This is a genomic window from Lysinibacillus sp. C5.1, assembly GCF_016350185.1.
Taxonomy (GTDB): domain Bacteria; phylum Bacillota; class Bacilli; order Bacillales_A; family Planococcaceae; genus Lysinibacillus; species Lysinibacillus sphaericus.
Genome location: NZ_CP066226.1, coordinates 466506 through 478728, shown reverse-complemented (window position 1 = coordinate 478728; position 12223 = coordinate 466506). Strand labels below are relative to the sequence as shown.

16 protein-coding genes are annotated in these 12223 nt (G+C 38.8%); 7 read left to right on the top strand and 9 right to left on the bottom strand.

Going from position 1 to position 12223, the window contains the following annotated elements:
• Positions 1–34: 34 nt before the first annotated feature.
• Positions 35–868: an octanoyl-[GcvH]:protein N-octanoyltransferase gene (locus tag I5435_RS02225; RefSeq protein ID WP_337983161.1), complete on the bottom strand. Its 834-nt coding sequence runs from the start codon at positions 866–868 to the stop codon at positions 35–37.
• A 163-nt stretch (positions 869–1031) separates the two neighbouring features.
• Here I5435_RS02225 and hemQ point away from each other — a divergent pair, with 163 nt between their 5' ends.
• Positions 1032–1784 (top strand): hydrogen peroxide-dependent heme synthase, encoded by a 753-nt coding sequence (gene hemQ / locus I5435_RS02220; RefSeq protein WP_024362841.1) that lies wholly within the window; start codon positions 1032–1034, stop codon positions 1782–1784.
• 36 nt (positions 1785–1820) lie between these two features.
• On the opposite strand, the gene I5435_RS02215 is transcribed toward hemQ, so the two are convergent.
• Positions 1821–2003 carry a hypothetical protein gene (locus I5435_RS02215; RefSeq protein ID WP_025218558.1) on the bottom strand — a complete coding sequence of 61 codons (183 nt, stop codon included), beginning with the start codon at positions 2001–2003 and terminating at the stop codon, positions 1821–1823.
• Positions 2004–2991: 988 nt separating this feature from the next.
• On the opposite strand from I5435_RS02215, the gene I5435_RS02210 reads away from it, so the two are divergent.
• A complete protein-coding gene (locus I5435_RS02210; protein ID WP_370510652.1) occupies positions 2992–3360 on the top strand; it encodes a cell wall hydrolase in 369 nt (122 codons plus the stop codon).
• A gap of 20 nt (positions 3361–3380) precedes the next feature.
• The gene (gene gerQ, locus I5435_RS02205; protein WP_024362836.1) at positions 3381–3716 is read left to right on the top strand and encodes a spore coat protein GerQ; all 336 of its coding nucleotides are present in this window, start codon (positions 3381–3383) and stop codon (positions 3714–3716) included.
• 101 nt (positions 3717–3817) lie between these two features.
• On the opposite strand, the gene I5435_RS02200 is transcribed toward gerQ, so the two are convergent.
• From I5435_RS02200 to I5435_RS02180, 5 genes are all read right to left on the bottom strand, one after another.
• Positions 3818–5008, bottom strand: a complete 1191-nt coding sequence (locus tag I5435_RS02200) for an amidohydrolase (protein ID WP_024362835.1) — start codon at positions 5006–5008, stop codon at positions 3818–3820.
• A 237-nt stretch (positions 5009–5245) separates the two neighbouring features.
• A complete protein-coding gene (locus I5435_RS02195) occupies positions 5246–5626 on the bottom strand; it encodes a DUF423 domain-containing protein (RefSeq protein ID WP_024362834.1) in 381 nt (126 codons plus the stop codon).
• 61 nt (positions 5627–5687) lie between these two features.
• Positions 5688–5954: a YwdI family protein gene (locus tag I5435_RS02190; protein WP_024362833.1), complete on the bottom strand. Its 267-nt coding sequence runs from the start codon at positions 5952–5954 to the stop codon at positions 5688–5690.
• The gene (locus I5435_RS02185; RefSeq protein WP_108030635.1) at positions 5951–6130 is read right to left on the bottom strand and encodes a uracil-DNA glycosylase; all 180 of its coding nucleotides are present in this window, start codon (positions 6128–6130) and stop codon (positions 5951–5953) included. Before I5435_RS02185 ends, I5435_RS02190 begins: the two co-directional genes overlap by 4 nt.
• Positions 6131–6206: 76 nt before the next feature.
• Positions 6207–6884 carry a uracil-DNA glycosylase gene (locus tag I5435_RS02180; protein WP_024362831.1) on the bottom strand — a complete coding sequence of 226 codons (678 nt, stop codon included), beginning with the start codon at positions 6882–6884 and terminating at the stop codon, positions 6207–6209.
• 171 nt (positions 6885–7055) lie between these two features.
• Here I5435_RS02180 and thiD point away from each other — a divergent pair, with 171 nt between their 5' ends.
• Positions 7056–7886: a bifunctional hydroxymethylpyrimidine kinase/phosphomethylpyrimidine kinase gene (thiD, locus tag I5435_RS02175; protein ID WP_024362830.1), complete on the top strand. Its 831-nt coding sequence runs from the start codon at positions 7056–7058 to the stop codon at positions 7884–7886.
• A gap of 99 nt (positions 7887–7985) precedes the next feature.
• Here thiD and I5435_RS02170 read toward each other — a convergent pair.
• Both I5435_RS02170 and I5435_RS02165 read right to left on the bottom strand, forming a co-directional pair.
• A protein-coding gene (locus tag I5435_RS02170; RefSeq protein WP_337982902.1) for an IS3 family transposase occupies positions 7986–9136 on the bottom strand; the annotation gives its coding sequence in 2 pieces (ribosomal slippage) (positions 7986–8863 and positions 8863–9136; 1152 coding nt in all).
• Positions 9137–9569: 433 nt separating this feature from the next.
• Positions 9570–10079: an acyl-CoA thioesterase gene (locus I5435_RS02165; RefSeq protein ID WP_227665405.1), complete on the bottom strand. Its 510-nt coding sequence runs from the start codon at positions 10077–10079 to the stop codon at positions 9570–9572.
• Between the two features lie 203 nt (positions 10080–10282).
• Here I5435_RS02165 and I5435_RS02160 point away from each other — a divergent pair, with 203 nt between their 5' ends.
• The 3 genes from I5435_RS02160 (at position 10283) to bshB2 (ending at position 12198) form a co-directional block, all read left to right on the top strand.
• On the top strand, positions 10283–10564 hold the full coding sequence (locus I5435_RS02160) for a hypothetical protein (RefSeq protein WP_024362828.1): 282 nt from the start codon (positions 10283–10285) through the stop codon (positions 10562–10564).
• Between the two features lie 580 nt (positions 10565–11144).
• Complete coding sequence (locus I5435_RS02155) at positions 11145–11495, top strand: YojF family protein (RefSeq protein ID WP_024362827.1); 351 nt, start codon at positions 11145–11147, stop codon at positions 11493–11495.
• 13 nt (positions 11496–11508) lie between these two features.
• Positions 11509–12198, top strand: coding sequence for a bacillithiol biosynthesis deacetylase BshB2 (gene bshB2 / locus I5435_RS02150; RefSeq protein WP_024362826.1), 690 nt, complete (start codon positions 11509–11511; stop codon positions 12196–12198).
• The last annotated feature ends 25 nt before the right edge of the window (positions 12199–12223 follow it).

The following is a 12223-nucleotide window of genomic DNA, read 5'->3' as shown; positions in this document are numbered from 1 at the left end:
CCATCGCCTTTTTTGCTAGAAAATATGATTACATTTACTTCAACGCAAGCATTTTGGCATTTCGCTCTAATACCCGTTGTAAATAAAATGCATATAATGGTAATTCTTCATCATGAAATGGCTCTAACCGAACTTCTTCAGCCATTGTATGCAGCATTTGCTGTAAACGAATGACTACGTCTTTGACTGTTAAAGAGGCATCCACTAATTCACTTAACGAAGCCATTACATCTGGTAGTATTTGAGGATACGTAAATTTCGTTACCTCTCCTTGTAAACTTTCAGCGTAAAAATCACGAATTAGTGCCGCACGCTCCGCTCCGCTTCCTTCAATACATAAATAAATTTGCACTGCTACACCTTGTCGTAATCTTCTTTGGGAAATACCTGCAAATTTCTTGCCTTCAATACTTAAATCATAGGAACCTGGGCAATAGGAGCCGACTATTTCATAGGCTTCGATTTTATCAGCAGCTTCAGGAAATAGTGCTTTAATCAACGCAACCATGACATCATAGCCATCATTAATGCCTATGGCTGTTGTTTGTTCAGATAAAACAACTGATATATTTAGTATCCCTTCATCTAACACAACGGCAAGACCACCTGAATTGCGAACAATGGGATGATAGCCTCGCTTCTCAAGCAACTTCATGCCTTGCTGTACATAAGGTAATCGATGATCTTGAATGCCAAGTACCACCGAAGCATTATGTACCCATGTACGAATAGTCGGTGGTGATACGAGCTGTCCTACCAATTGACATAATGTATCATCTGTTGCAAATGATTCAAGGGGGCTGCTATTTTTCAAGCTAATAGATTGATCATAAAAACGCCAAATGGGCTGTTGTAAATTACTGTTCATGTATTTTAAAGCTCCTCTATTTCCATCATCTCTTCTCTTTAGCATACATCATCCATAGATGGTGTCAAATTGGTGAAAATCAGTCATGAATTTAGGGATTTTGTACAAACTATGATAAACTAAATTAAGAATGATTTTCACTTATAAAGGAGTGCTTTGCATAATGAATGAAGCAGCAATTACATTAGACGGTTGGTACGCTTTACATGATTTCCGCTCAATTGACTGGGCTTCTTGGAAACTTGTGTCCGCAGAAGAACGTCAAGCAGCAGTTGAAGAATTTATTGCTTATTTAGAAAAGTTAAATGAAGCAGATGTTGCTAAAACAGGTGCTCATGCTTTCTACGCGATTGTTGGTCAAAAGGCCGACTTTATGATTATGACATTACGCGAAACAATGGATGAATTACAAGAGCTGGAAGCGGAATTTAATAAATTAGCTATTGCTGATTTTACTATTCCTACATATTCTTATGTATCTGTTGTTGAGCTTTCAAACTACTTAGCTGGCGAATCAAACGAAGACCCATACCAAAATCCACATGTCCGTGCACGACTATACCCGGAACTACCTCGTTCTAAGTATGTTTGCTTCTACCCAATGGACAAGCGTCGCCAAGGGAATGATAACTGGTATATGCTATCAATGGACGAGCGTAAGTCATTAATGCGTTCTCACGGTATGATTGGTCGCGGCTATGCTGGTAAAGTAAAACAAATTATCACTGGTTCTGTAGGTTTTGATGACCACGAATGGGGCGTTACATTATTTGCAGATGACGTATTACAGTTCAAAAAACTCGTTTATGAAATGCGTTTTGACGAAGTTTCTGCTCGTTACGGTGAGTTCGGTGAATTTTTCGTCGGTAACCTACTTGATAACGAAAAATTGGTTAATTTCCTATCAGTTAAATAAAAAAACGCGAGTCCATATCGAATGGGCTCGCATTTTTTATACTTCATTTTCCTCACTGTATTCAGATTCTACTATTAAAATAATGGTATGAATAAAAAATCCAATAAGAATCATGAAAAATACTAAATACCAATCATATGGCTGATCATAATACTCAGCAATTCCAACAGCCATAAATGCACTTGCGATAATGGCTACAAACATACCGAAAATACGCATTGTACTACTCCTTTTTATAAAAACAATAATCAGTTTCACTTTAGTATGTCACAATGCATTTTCAATATACTTGCAAATCATAAGTTTTTTCACATTTTTTCGCAAAAAGATAATAAAAATTTTATCGCATTATTCAAGTGGGAAGAACAAATACATCTTCTTGTTAATTGTACTGAGGCTGGGACAAAACTAAAAAAAATTAAGGAGCAGAGGAAAGGGATTCATAAATTTTTGGTATATGGAGACTTAGCACACTTAGCTATTCTTGCTTTTGCAATAAATAAAAAATTAGAAGTGTTCACTAGTTGTTGGTAGCGGAGGCGGTGACTCCTGCGGGACAGCACAGAACGTAAGACGCGGGCATTCCGCGCGATAGCGAGGGTTGCGGCTTACTGTGCTGAGCGGAAAGCACCACCGAAGCGGACAACAACGGCGCAGCAAAAAAGTGTTAGATTGACTGCCATCAATTTAACACTTTTTCTCTTTTGTACCAGCCTCTTATGAATGGGACATTACGTAAAGCATTAAGAGCTTTCATCCTTCACTTTTAAAATAATAATAATCGTATTTATGAAAAAACCTACCAAGATTATTACTATAAAAAGATACCAATGGAGGGGTTGACCATAGATATTCCCAAGCAAAAATGCGAGCACTGCACTTACTAAAATTGCAACCCAAACACCTTTCTCCATCTCTCGTCACCTCACATGTATTCATACACATGCAATTTTCTCTTATAATCCCCTAATGTAATGTTTATTTTATCTTTACCCCATTGAATATAGTAACTATCGTAAAACCACCTTTTATTGACGGACTCCCCCGTTATTACTAATATATGCTTCATCATTTTGATTTGTGAATTTCTTTCTTATCAAAATTGAACATGTCTACAATACCTTCATGCATATACTGTTTGCGAGGAGGTTTGAAAATCGCTGTAATAAAGACGAATGATGCACAAACAGCTTTGCTTGCAAGGCTTATGCGTGCGGAAGCTGAAGGCGAAGGTGAATTAGGCATGCTGATGGTCGGCAATGTTGGCGTCAATCGTGTACGAGCAGATTGTCTAGATTTTGGTGATATTCGAACACTGGAACAAATGGTTTATCAACGACCAGGGGGGTTTGAAGCAACAACAAAAAGTTATTTTTATCAACGGGCACGTGAACAAGATCTTCGATTAGCAAAAAGGGTTATTGAAGGTGAAAGATTTCATCCGGCTACCCGCTCTCTGTGGTTTTTCCGACCTGCGGGTGACTGCCCTGCACAATGGTATGGACAGTGGAATACAGGACGTTTCAAATCGCATTGCTTCTTCTCTCCAACGGAAGAAGATTGCCCTCAAATTTAAATGAAAGAAGGTTGATACTTATGATGCCTTACTATTGGACACCGACAACACAGCAACAAATGACGCCTCCTCCAGTGACGCTTCCAAGCGGACGGCCACCTGGACGTGAGGAATCGTATATTGAAAACATCTTACGTTTGAATCGAGGAAAACCTGGTACTTTCCACTTTTCCTTCGAACATGCTGTTGAGCAAGGGAAAAATACCAAGACTGTACGAGGTGTTGTAGAAGCTGCGGGTCGGGATCACGTTATTTTACGAGAAATCAAATCGAATCATCGTTTTTTATTCCCAATGATTTACTTTGATTTTGCTGAATACGATGAGGAAATGTCTTATTTCAATCAAAATCCATAACTGAAATGAGGTTAGAAAAAAAGAAAAAGTGTTAGATTGACGCAATCAATCTAACACTTTTTTGCCGCGCAGTTGTTATCCGATTCTACAACTACCAGCAACTATTCATTTTCTTCTGATGTTTTTTGTAAATATTGTAAAGTCGCTTTTCCTAATGTTTTTGCTGCAATGAGCATTGCACGTTCATCAAAATCAAAGCGGGCATGATGATGTGGATAGGCTGTTTGCCATTCTGGCTTTTTGGCACCTGTAAAGAAAAACGCACCAGGCACTTGTTCAAGATAATATGCAAAATCCTCCCCAATCATAAACGGCGGACATGTAATGACATTTTCCACCCCTGGAATTTCTGCCGCAAGCTGGGCAACAAATTGGGTTTCATTTGCATGATTATAGACAGGAGGATATCCTCTTGTATAACGATATTCATAACTTGCTCCGAAGGCAAGACAAGTAGCTTTTAAGACTGCTTCAAGCTCTTGTTCCATTTGTGTACGCACCTGCTCCTCAAAAGTTCGTACTGTACCAGTTAATGCCACTCGTTCTGCAATAACATTAAATGGATTAATGGCTTCAAAATGCCCAATTGTCAAAACTGCTGATTTTAATGGATCTATTCGTCGAGCGACTAATTGCTGGGCATTGATAACAAATTGAGAGGCTAGTACAACCGCATCAATGGAATGGTGTGGTTCTGCACCATGGCCTCCTTTTCCTTGAATAAGAATTTCTGCTTTATCGGCGGCTGCCATTATCGCTCCCTCTCTTACTAAAATATCCCCAAGTGGTGTTGGAGCCCATAAATGTGTCCCAAAGATTACATCGACCCCATCTAGGCAACCATCTTCAATCATCGGCTTTGCCCCGCCTGGTGCAACTTCCTCCGCATGTTGATGAATAAACACAACATTACCTACTAGGTCATCCTTCATTGCATTAAGCGCTTTAGCCAACCCAAGTAAAGTAGCTGTATGTCCATCATGTCCACATGCATGCATTTTACCGTCGATTAATGATTTATAAGGCACATCATTTTCTTCTTGAATAGCTAATGCATCAAAATCAGCACGTAACGCTACTGTTTGTCCTGTCTTTGCACCGCGTAACGTTGCCACAACGCCTCGTCCACCTACTTGTTCCCGTACTTCATGCCCTAACGCTCTATGAAAAGCTGCTATGTATGCAGGTGTTTCCACTTCTTCAAAAGATATTTCCGGATACTGATGTAGATGACGACGAATTGCTACCATCTCCTCATAGCCATCATCCAATAACGTAAATAATTTTTCCATATACCATTAACCTCGCTTTCTACTGTCGTTCCTTTTTTTAGTAATACTAGTGTACCCTACAAATCCTTACAAAAACAATAGGAATTAATATAATGAAAATGCTGTTTCTATTGTGGAAAGACGTTCTATTGATAAAAAAATAGTATGCCAGTTTACCTAGCATACTATTTTAAAGTTTAGGGACATACCCTCGTTACATATTTTTTATACAAATAACTGTGAGGAAAAATTCATTTATCATTTTGCATGTTTTAACGCACTAACGATAATTAGCACCCAACCAGCTAAAAATAACACACCACCAATTGGTGTAATTGCCCCTAATACTTTAATGCCACTTACCGCTAACACATATAAACTTCCTGCAAAAAAAACAATACCTAAATTAAAGAAAATACCTGCTAACTTTAATTGTTTTACCTCACCTAGTAATTTAGAGCTCATTAAAAGACCGATGACTAGCAGACCTGTAGCATGGAACATTTGGTATTGCACAGCTGTTTCCCAAATGCTAAGACCGTATTCATCTACAACATCTTTTAATGCATGTGCACCAAATGCACCTAGTGCCACTGCTAAAAAGCCATGAAGTGCACCTGTGACAATAAATTTTTTCATCGTTATTTACCCTACCTTTTTTCTAATACTCAATTTTTTAGTCTAATGTTGCCAGCACTAATTAAAAATCAAAGATTGAATCACCATTTGCACCATCATCATGTTGGATTTTTGCGGTATATAAATTGGATGGCTTTTGTTCAGTAGCTAACATTTGCGGTATAGGTTTTGACTGAACATTGGAAGTTTCAATAGGTAAATCCAGCACTACATCGCATAATGCCCGAATAGCTGTCAGTGCTTCACGCATTTGCTGTTCATTCGTTGCATTTTTTACACTAGCTAATTGTTTTTCAAGCTGCTGTATGACAGCTTCATATGATATCATTGCGCTCTCTCACCTTCTGCTTTTGGCACGAATTTTAGGCAGTTCATACCAGACGATTGTTTAACAACAACTGATGGCATTTGCTTCGTTTTAAAGCTATATGCCACACAAGCACGCGGTGTTTGCGGGTCCCACGTTACTTTGAAATATTGACATTTAAAACAATTTACCTGCATCGCTGTGCCCCTCTTTCTTCTATTATAAACTGTACCATGATTTTTCTAGTGTATAAAGCAAACGATTTGTGCCACTTTATACTAAACACCAATCAATCGGTTGCTCTCCCCACGCCAGTAATTGTGCATTGACTTGTGAATACGGTTTGCTACCAAAAAAGCCTCTATATGCACTTAATGGACTCGGATGTGGCGCTTCTAAGATGACATGTGGGGTTGCGTACTGATGAATTATTTGCTTTTTACGCTGCGCAGGCTTGCCCCATAGCACAAAGATGATTGGTTTTTGTCGTGCTGCAAGTTTATCAATAACCGTATCCGTAAACTGTTCCCAGCCTTGCTCCTTATGGGAGTGAGCTTGTCCTGCTCTTACTGTCAGCACTGTATTTAAAAGCATTACACCCTGCTCCGCCCATTTCGTCAAGGTGCCATGCTGTGGTATTGGACAACCAATATCATCTTGTAATTCCTGTAGCATATTGCGTAAGCTTGGTGGATGTGGGACATTGGGCTTTACAGAAAAGCTTAGACCATGCGCTTGATTCGGTCCATGGTACGGGTCTTGTCCTAAGATTACCACTTTTACATCATGATAAGCTGTGCAATAAAATGCATTCATAACATCATGCATTGGTGGATAAATGGTCTGTGTCGAATATTCATGGGCCACAAATTGACGTAAACGTTGATAATATGGTTTTTCTAATTCTTCTGCTAGTATTGTTTGCCAATCATTTGGGAATACTTCTTTCATTGAAATGCCCCTTTCTTTTATTTACAACGGTACAAAAAAATAACGTGTTATTCAAGTTTCAATTGATACTGACCATATAAAAATATTGATTTCTGACTATTTTTACAGAATCAGATTAAGACTATACTAAACGGTAGATTAAACTATTCTTTCATGAAGGAGATCTTTCACATGGCTCTTAAAAAAACTTTAACAATCGCAGGTTCAGATACATCTGGCGGCGCAGGCATGCAAGCCGACCTTAAAACTTTCCAAGAACATGGCACATACGGGATGGTGGCATTAACAGTAGTTGTGACAATGGATCCAAATGGATGGACACATAATGTAACGCCATTGCCAACAGAGCTTCTTCAAAAACAAATTGATACAGCATTATCAACAGGCATTGATGCAGTAAAAACAGGTATGCTTTCGACTGAGGAGATTATTCGTATAGCTGGTGAGGCGATCGCCAAGTCTGGTACTTCAAATGTTGTGATTGATCCTGTTATGGTATGCAAAGGGGATGACGAGGTTTTAAACCCTGGCAACACTGACGCTATGATTCAGCACTTGCTACCGCTTGCTGCCGTGACAACACCAAACCTTTTTGAAGCTGGACAATTAGCTGGTACAGGTACACCAAAGTCAATTGATGAGATGAAAACAGCGGCCAAAAAAATTCATGAACTAGGTGCAAAAGCAGTTGTCATTAAAGGCGGAAAAGCATTAGCAACTGAAAAAGCAACAGACTTATTTTTTGATGGTGCAACATTCTACTTATTAGAATCAGAAAAAGTCGCTTCTACGTTTAACCACGGTGCAGGCTGTACATTCGCTGCTTCTGTGACAGCTAATCTTGCCAATGGACTATCTGTCAAAGAAGCTGTAATTGAAGCAAAAGAATTTGTATCGGCTGCCATCGCACATGGTTGGGCGTTAAATGATTATGTAGGACCAGTTATGCATGGTGCTAAGTCTCGATTTGGTGCTCCAGCAGTTACTGTAACTGAAATTTAATAAACCGTAAAAAAGAAAAAGAGGCTAGGGCAAAAGAGAAAAAGTGTTAGATTGATGGCGGGACTGACCCCGATATATAAGACAATAATCAAAAAAGCATTACTCAACCAGTTGTCGGTATTGAACCGGCGACTGGTTGTTTAGTTTCGTTTGAATTCGGTTATTGTTATAATAGTTTATATAGTCTTTGACAGTTTGTTCTACGATGGCCGTCGTAGTACTGTTCAAATTGTCTAAGTAGAATGTTTCAGACTTTAACACAGAATGAAACGATTCGATTGGGGCATTATCAGCGGGCGTACCTTTACGGGACATGCTCATGGTAATGCCTTTTGCTTTTACGGCCTGTTGATAATCATACGATGTGTATACCGCCCCTTGGTCACTGTGCAACGTACACCCTTCGGGCAAATGATGAAGTTGAGCTAATGTATCCAGCACAAAATCAGTATCTTGGCAGTCTCCAATCGAATAGGCAATAATTTCACCATTATATAAATCTTGAATACTTGAAAGATACAACTGTTTTTGACCAAATGGCAAGTAAGTAATATCAGTTACGAGCTTCTGTAACGGTGCGGTGGCTTCAAAATCGCGATTTAATAAATTTGCTGCGATTGCATAAGGTTGTCCTGTTCGTTTCCGTTTTTTCACTTTCACGCGACATTGCCAACCATATTTTTGCATGATACGTTGAACCACTTTATGATTGACGCACATTTCTTGACGTAAAAGTGCTGTAATTTTTCTGTAGCCATAGCGAAATTTATTTGCTCGACAGAGTTCACCGATACGTCTCTCTATTGCTTGACGAGACCTTGCATCGGTTGATGCCTGTTTCCAACGATAGTAGGTAGATCGTGCAATCCCAAAGTGTTTACAAATGTCCTTTACAGACATCATGCTTCTTAGTGACGCAACTAACTGTACAGCTACTTCTCCAACCACTTCCTCTCCAACTCTGCGTACTTTTTTAGCACCTCAATTTGTTGCTTTAAATAACGGTTTTCCAATGCTAATTTCGTTTGTTCATTGTCCGGTTCAGGACCCTTATTAAAGATATATTGTTTGCCTACAGGTTGTTTCAAACGATTGACTTCACCATTTCTATACCAACGCACCCATGTTTCGACCTGTGTTTTATGGCGTATATTTAATTCCAATAGAATCTGTTTGACAGGTACACCTGCTAATCGCATCTTAATCGCTTTCATTTTTACTTCATAGGGATAACTCACTCTTGTTCCCATAGAAAAAACACCTCCACATTGAAATTTAAGTATCTATACCCGAATTTCAATCGAAGATGCTTTTTTTATTTGTCTATACCTATTGGGGTCAGTTCCGGCGGTCAATCTAACACTTTTTTGCTGAGCAGGAGTCACCTCCTTCGCTACCAACAACTAGTGAACCCTTTTAATTTTTTATTTATTGCAAAAGCAACAATAACTAAGTTAGCTATGTTCTCCATATAGCAAAAATTTATGAACACTTTTCCTCTGTTCCTTAAATTTTTCTACTTATGTCCCAGCCACTTTTTTGCGTAAATCGGTAGACGCTTGCCGAAAGGTTTACCAGCGTTTTTTTCTAGCTTATCAGCGATTTTTGAGCTTTTACCGGCGTTTTCTCGTCGCTTACCCGCGAAGTACTGGCTTTTACCGGCGTTTCCCCTCTATTTACACTTTACATGTAATTTTCCATCAGTTCGAGCCGATAATCCCATGGATCATTCATGGATATAAAACTAGCTAATGCCTTGCTTTCTTTTTTGCGCTCAGCCCGCACTTTTGCTCTTTCAGAAGCAGTCTCGTGCAATTTTGTTTCCTCAACTGTTTCAGGTATAACGCGTGGTACTGCAGCAGGCCGATTTTGTTCATCTAGTGCTACAAAGGTTAATAAAGCAGTGGCTGCAACTTTACGTTCACCTGTTTTTAAATTTTCGGAGATGACTTTCACAAACACCTCCATCGAGGAAGTTCCAGTCCATGTTACATATGACTCAAAATAGACAGAATCTGTAGGACGAATCGGATGTAAGAAATCGACCGAATCGGTGGAAGCAGTGACACAATCTCTCCGACTATGCTTAGCAGCGGAAATTGATGCGACCTGATCAATATCGCTCATTAAACGACCACCAAAAAGAGTATTATGATTGTTTACATCATTCGGAAAAACACGACTTGTCCGCATAACCCTTGATTCCTTACAAAACTTATAATCTTTTATCACATCAATTCCCCCTATTACTTTTTTCTACTATAATGCAATATATTTCTAAAAAAAGCAATTAAATTATCTGATTATTACAATACTTTACATTTACATAATAAAAGCGGACAAGATACCGTAGCACAACACATGCCATATATTAGCTGTATATGGGAGGGAGACGTATGAAAAAACATAAATCTGAGGAGACAACTGAAGAATCACGCTTGTTAGCTGGAGAAATAACATCTTCTAAAATGGAAGTAATCGCTTCAATTGTATTAACCCTCGGGTATTCACTATCCACCCTCGCAACGATATTAGCGTTACAAGAGGAAGAGGAAGATGCGCAATTACTCGCTTCCAATTCACAAGATCAAAATCAACAATTTAAACAAATGTGTAAACAACTACAAAATGTTAATAATCGTTTAGAATCCATTGAAAAGAAACTTAATCGTTTTTAAAAGAGACATATCTTACTCCCACACGCTCCCCGATTAACCTTAGGAAGCTTTAAGAGCAATCTGATTTTGATGCCCATTATTGCAAAAAAACCACAATTCTCCGTCATAAAAGAGAATTGTGGCTTTTTTACTATACTATGATAATGAGCTTTCATGTCTTCTTTGCACGCTACAGCCCTATACCAGATGGAGAAGGACGTCATCTATTGTACCAAGATAGAAATCGTTTTTGTCTAGCTTATATTCCCCTTCTGCATGGTGAACTGTCACTCTACGTGTGAAGAAGTCAAATATGCAACATCTTTTCGTATTGTGAAACCGCATACAAAATAAAACGACACTTTTTGTACAAATTTGCTTTCACACTTTATATATTGATACATCGCAATAACTTTTTCAAGAATTTTGCTTAAAGAAATTGCAAGGGAATTATAGCCATTTTCAATCCCTATTTCTATCCAATTTTCAAACACTCCACAAAAGAACCCAACATAAATTTGTCATAAAAAGGGCATTCAATTTCCCTTTATGACCTTTTTTGACTATACTTAATAAAGAAATAATCGAGAGGAGTGTTAAGATGCAAGAAGTACAAGTAGAGACGTTGCAGGAATTATTGAATTCTTTCGCCAACAAAGACGTTTATATTCATCTTGAGACGACAAACGGTTCTTACGCAGCACACTACGATGAAAAATTTTTTAATGCTGGGGCTTTTATTCGTAATGCCAAAATTAATTACGAACTGGCTAAAGTAGTGGATGACTCTCCACATCGTGTCGGTTTAAAAATGGCACATGGTTGGGTTTATGCTCAAGGTATTACACATTATGAATTAGATGATTTAGGCCGTTTGTTAATGGCTGGACTAGACTATTCAGGTAAATTGGCGATAGCACTGGAAATTAGCGAAACGCCATTTACTTATTAAGGGGGACGACTATTTGAATTTACAACCACAACGTCATATTTTAATTGTTTACCCTCACCCAGATGATGAGGCTTTTTCAGTTGCTGGAACGATTGCCTATTATACTAAAAAGATGAATACACCTGTTACATATGCCTGTTTAACATTAGGTGAAATGGGTCGTAATTTAGGAAATCCACCATTTGCTACGCGTGAATCGTTGCCAGAAATACGCCGCAAGGAGCTTGTCGCTGCTGCTGACGCTATGGGCATTCAAGATTTACGTATGCTAGGCTTACGCGATAAAACAATTGAATTTGAAGACGACGAAAAAATGGTCAAGCTTGTAGAAGGTTTAATTGAAGAATTAATGCCGTCGCTTATTTTTACTTTCCTTCCTGGCTTCGCCGTGCACCCTGACCATGAAGCAACTGCACGGGCCGTTGTAGAGGCTGTGCGTCGCATGCCTAAAGCAGCGCGACCTCAAATTTTTGGCTGCGCCTTTGCTAACGATACAATTGCTAAAAATGGTGAACCACATGTCGAAATCGACATCCGTGAAATGAAGATGGATAAAGTAAAGGCTTTACAAGCGCATGCTTCTCAAACTGGTTGGATGATGCAAGAAACAGAAAAGCGCATTGATGACGGCGAGCCAATGAGCGAGAGCTGGCTGAATGTTGAAAAGTTCTACATTGTTAACCCTGATAATTATGTAAAATAATACAAAAAAGCGGTTGTAACCTTTT

What these genes read in the sequence shown, in the direction of transcription:
- hemQ (WP_024362841.1), top strand. Translation starts at nt 1,032, where the DNA reads ATGAATGAAGCAGCAATTACATTAGACGGTTGGTACGCTTTACATGAT.
- I5435_RS02225 (WP_337983161.1), bottom strand. Translation starts at nt 868, where the DNA reads ATGAACAGTAATTTACAACAGCCCATTTGGCGTTTTTATGATCAATCT.
- gerQ (WP_024362836.1), top strand. Translation starts at nt 3,381, where the DNA reads ATGATGCCTTACTATTGGACACCGACAACACAGCAACAAATGACGCCT.
- I5435_RS02160 (WP_024362828.1), top strand. Translation starts at nt 10,283, where the DNA reads ATGAAAAAACATAAATCTGAGGAGACAACTGAAGAATCACGCTTGTTA.
- I5435_RS02210 (WP_370510652.1), top strand. Translation starts at nt 2,992, where the DNA reads ATGCGTGCGGAAGCTGAAGGCGAAGGTGAATTAGGCATGCTGATGGTC.
- I5435_RS02200 (WP_024362835.1), bottom strand. Translation starts at nt 5,008, where the DNA reads ATGGAAAAATTATTTACGTTATTGGATGATGGCTATGAGGAGATGGTA.
- I5435_RS02195 (WP_024362834.1), bottom strand. Translation starts at nt 5,626, where the DNA reads ATGAAAAAATTTATTGTCACAGGTGCACTTCATGGCTTTTTAGCAGTG.
- I5435_RS02185 (WP_108030635.1), bottom strand. Translation starts at nt 6,130, where the DNA reads ATGCAGGTAAATTGTTTTAAATGTCAATATTTCAAAGTAACGTGGGAC.
- thiD (WP_024362830.1), top strand. Translation starts at nt 7,056, where the DNA reads ATGGCTCTTAAAAAAACTTTAACAATCGCAGGTTCAGATACATCTGGC.
- I5435_RS02215 (WP_025218558.1), bottom strand. Translation starts at nt 2,003, where the DNA reads ATGCGTATTTTCGGTATGTTTGTAGCCATTATCGCAAGTGCATTTATG.
- I5435_RS02190 (WP_024362833.1), bottom strand. Translation starts at nt 5,954, where the DNA reads ATGATATCATATGAAGCTGTCATACAGCAGCTTGAAAAACAATTAGCT.
- I5435_RS02155 (WP_024362827.1), top strand. Translation starts at nt 11,145, where the DNA reads ATGCAAGAAGTACAAGTAGAGACGTTGCAGGAATTATTGAATTCTTTC.
- I5435_RS02180 (WP_024362831.1), bottom strand. Translation starts at nt 6,884, where the DNA reads ATGAAAGAAGTATTCCCAAATGATTGGCAAACAATACTAGCAGAAGAA.
- I5435_RS02165 (WP_227665405.1), bottom strand. Translation starts at nt 10,079, where the DNA reads ATGCGGACAAGTCGTGTTTTTCCGAATGATGTAAACAATCATAATACT.